Annotated in this window: 4 protein-coding genes; 1 reads left to right on the forward strand and 3 read right to left on the reverse strand. The window is 59.5% G+C overall.

Translation table 11 applies throughout. The annotated features are described in order from the left end of the window. Nucleotides 1-243 precede the first annotated feature (243 nt). From B5V03_RS23780 to B5V03_RS23790, 3 genes are all read right to left on the reverse strand, one after another. Nucleotides 244-453, reverse strand: coding sequence for a YodC family protein (locus B5V03_RS23780; RefSeq protein ID WP_129272824.1), 210 nt, complete (start codon nt 451-453; stop codon nt 244-246). Nucleotides 454-586: 133 nt separating this feature from the next. Beyond that, nucleotides 587-1,630 (reverse strand): hypothetical protein, encoded by a 1,044-nt coding sequence (locus tag B5V03_RS23785; protein WP_129272825.1) that lies wholly within the window; start codon nt 1,628-1,630, stop codon nt 587-589. Nucleotides 1,631-1,833: 203 nt separating this feature from the next. Further along, nucleotides 1,834-2,601, reverse strand: coding sequence for an SDR family NAD(P)-dependent oxidoreductase (locus tag B5V03_RS23790; protein ID WP_129272826.1), 768 nt, complete (start codon nt 2,599-2,601; stop codon nt 1,834-1,836). Nucleotides 2,602-2,647: 46 nt separating this feature from the next. Between B5V03_RS23790 and B5V03_RS23795 the strand changes: the two genes are divergently transcribed. Beyond that, the gene (locus B5V03_RS23795; protein ID WP_129272827.1) at nt 2,648-2,881 is read left to right on the forward strand and encodes a nuclear transport factor 2 family protein; all 234 of its coding nucleotides are present in this window, start codon (nt 2,648-2,650) and stop codon (nt 2,879-2,881) included. The last annotated feature ends 201 nt before the right edge of the window (nt 2,882-3,082 follow it).

The raw sequence follows: 3,082 nt of genomic DNA on the forward strand, positions 1-3,082 counted from the left end.
GAACTCGTAGAACAACGCAGCCTGTTCGACTTGCCGATGTCCCATCATGATCTTCAGTCCTGCCAATTAGACTGACTGAATCACTGATCCCTCTGCGTCGCAACAGTCGCCTTTTTCAACACAATCGACCCTTCTCCGACATCAAGTGATGTCCGCTATGGCGCCGTTGCTGGCAGAGAAGCGGACATCAGGAGCGGCGGAGCGCAACGCTCCGATTTAACCAGGATCCGGCCTTAGACGGGCCTACTCCTCGTCCTCGTCGTCTTCTTCCTCGTCTTCGTCGTCCTCATCCTCTTCCACCTGGATGAGAGTTGCCAGCGGCAGCGTCTCGCGGAACAGATCGCCTTCCATGCCCATCCAGAGGCAGAGCACGTCGTCGCCCTTGACCTCCGCAACCGTCAGCGGCTGGCCGCCGGATTTCAGCATTACGATATCGCCGGCTTTCAATTCCATGGATTGTCCCTTCGGGTTGATCGATCCGGAGGAGGCTAGCAGGCGGTCATGACACGCCGATCACGCGAGCCTGGCGTGCGGCGAGGGGCGTTTTCATCGGCGGCATGTGTGCGCCGGTTTCAGCTGCGCCCGCTCAGCTGCGTTCGCTTTTGGCCGGCTGTATCGGCAGGCACTGGCTGCTGAACCGATTGACCGCGTCGCGCACCAGGGGGACGTGACAGACGAATCCGGTGGGCCGGTAGCGCACCCTGATACGGTCCAGCTGCGCCATGGTCAGCGTCATGAACGCATCGAGCCGGCGGGCCTGAAACTGCAGCCTTTGCTCGTTGTTGATCGGCGGCTTCATGGTGTCCGCCTTGCGATCATTCGGGGCATCGCCGCTCGATGCCAGCGCGTTTGGTTGGCCGCGCAGCGTCTCGAAGCAATGGTTCATCACCAGAACGTGGTGTTTGGCGCTCCACCAGTTGAGGGCCACGACCTTCTGCAGGGGATCGACCGCGCCGCCCGGTAGCCTGGCGCAGAGGGGGACATAGGCCTTCGGCCCGTCGGCGGTCGGGTCGTTGCAGAGCTCTTCGCTGGGACGCCCCGGGTCGCTTCCGTTGTAGGCCGCGCCTTTGAACTGCGGAAGATTAGCCTCGGACTCGCAGTCGAAATTATACTTCGTGAGCAACGTTGCCGTCAGGGGATCCTGGTCCAGCGTGTGCTCGGCCGCGGCATCGCGTTCCATGTCGCTGGGCCAATCGATGTAGATTTCCGCCTTGCGCGCAAAGATGGCGCCGTTGCGCCGCAAGGCCGATCGTGCCTTCCAATAGTCTGCGAGCGGTTCGAGCGTCTTCGTGTCCACGGGTATGAAGGCCGGACTTGCCTGCGCCTTCATCGAGCCGAGCCGCTCCGGCAGAATGCTTTCCTGCAGCATCTGCACTTCGGCGAATGCGTCTGAAATCTCGATGAAGGTGTCCGTGGCCTTCTGCATGTCGGCCTTGGCCTGCTCACCGACCTTCTGCTCGTAGGAATTCAGATACTGGAAATATCCGCCGAGAAAACCGGTCAGCAGGGTGACCGCCGTCAATCCCTTGGTGACCGACAGGCGGCTGTCCCAGGATTGAATTCTCTGCCAGACGCCTGCGTCGGCCGACGATTGTGCGCGTGCTGCGTCCTTTGGAAGGTCCTGCTCCATTGCTGCCTCCAACTCTCACTCCACGCCCCATGGAGCGAGGGTACCGCAATCCCGGACTGCGGCTTGTGAGGCAGTTCACTTCAAGTGGGGCAGGGGCGTTGCCGGAAATCGCGCGACAGAAGTTCGCCGGAATTACGGGGTGCAGTCCAGCACGTCACCGTAATCCCCATTCTGGCGAGCCCGCTCACGCGCTGAGCCTTGAACTAAATCGTCCGCGTAAAGGCTCCATCAGCCACTAGATTTGCCCCGGTGACATAGCTAGCTGCTGGGCTCGCGGTGAACGCAACGATGTTGGCGATCTCCTCAGGGCGCGCCATGCGGCCCATTGGTATCATCGCAACCGCAGCCTGAAACCGTTCGGGCTGTACATTTTTTACGCGTTCCCATGGACCACCTTCGACGAATGTCGACCCCGGACTGACCACGTTGGCCCGAATTCCTTTTGGCGCTAAATCGCGGGCGAGTGACTTGATGTAAAAGTGCAACGCCGCTTTCACTGCGCCGTAGGATACTTTTGAGTGGGGGTTTAGCTCCGACACCTCCACTCCGCCGATCGAGCCGATCGCGACGATACTGCCCGATTGCGATCGCTCAAGATAAGGCATAGCCGCCTCAACCGCGGTCACGGTGTGGAAAAGGTCTACATCAAAAGCCAATCGGAGGGCCTCGACACTGGGGCCGAAAGATAGGGCACTAGCATTCGGTATCAGGATGTCGATACCGCCTAGTGCCTTTCCTGCGCTTTCAACCCAGCCGCGGAGTGCAGTCGCGTCTTTGACGTCAACAGACCGGCCCCAAGCTTTCGCTCCTTTGGCTTCAAGTGCTTTGACGGTGTCGTTCACGGTGTCGCTGCTGCGGGCACCAATAGCGACTTCGGCACCCTCCAACGCAAGGCGCTCGGCGATGGCCAAACCGATGCCGCGCGTCGAACCGGTCACCAGTGCTTTCTTGCCAGCAAGCTGTAGGTCCATTGAAATGGTTCTCCGATACGACGTCTGATGCTGGATTCGGTTCACCATGAAAGATCTTGGCCGCGTTGTGAAGCTCGCAGACGATGATTGGGTCGTCGTGGAAGCGAGGGGAAACATGACTGCCCTCGATGGCCGTGCTTACAACAACGATTGCTGCTTGCACTACCGGATCTCGTCCGGAAAAATTGTTGAGATCAAAGAGGGTATGGACACTTCGCTCTGCGAAGACCGGCTTGGGGCGTTTCCAGACGAAGTGAAAGAGCAGTTGCGCAAGACCTGATCCGGTCAGCCCAGGTCTGCATGTTGCCCATCCCGATATACTGCGTTGCCGCACGAACTGGACCGCTATTGGGGGATTCCGTTGAAAAAGGGAAACAGTAATCGGATGTATTGGCGTCAGCGCGATGCGGCCCAATGGCTTTGGCGGTTTCTACCCCAAGGTGGGCATTGGGATCAGCTTGGCCATCTTGCGAAGGTTCTG

Origin of the sequence: Bradyrhizobium betae (assembly GCF_004123905.1) — a bacterium.
In the GTDB taxonomy this organism is placed as follows: domain Bacteria; phylum Pseudomonadota; class Alphaproteobacteria; order Rhizobiales; family Xanthobacteraceae; genus Bradyrhizobium; species Bradyrhizobium betae_A.

Coding starts and splice junctions, on each gene's coding strand:
- B5V03_RS23785 (WP_129272825.1), bottom strand. CDS start 1,630: ATGGAGCAGGACCTTCCAAAGGACGCAGCACGCGCACAATCGTCGGCC.
- B5V03_RS23780 (WP_129272824.1), bottom strand. CDS start 453: ATGGAATTGAAAGCCGGCGATATCGTAATGCTGAAATCCGGCGGCCAG.
- B5V03_RS23790 (WP_129272826.1), bottom strand. CDS start 2,601: ATGGACCTACAGCTTGCTGGCAAGAAAGCACTGGTGACCGGTTCGACG.
- B5V03_RS23795 (WP_129272827.1), top strand. CDS start 2,648: ATGAAAGATCTTGGCCGCGTTGTGAAGCTCGCAGACGATGATTGGGTC.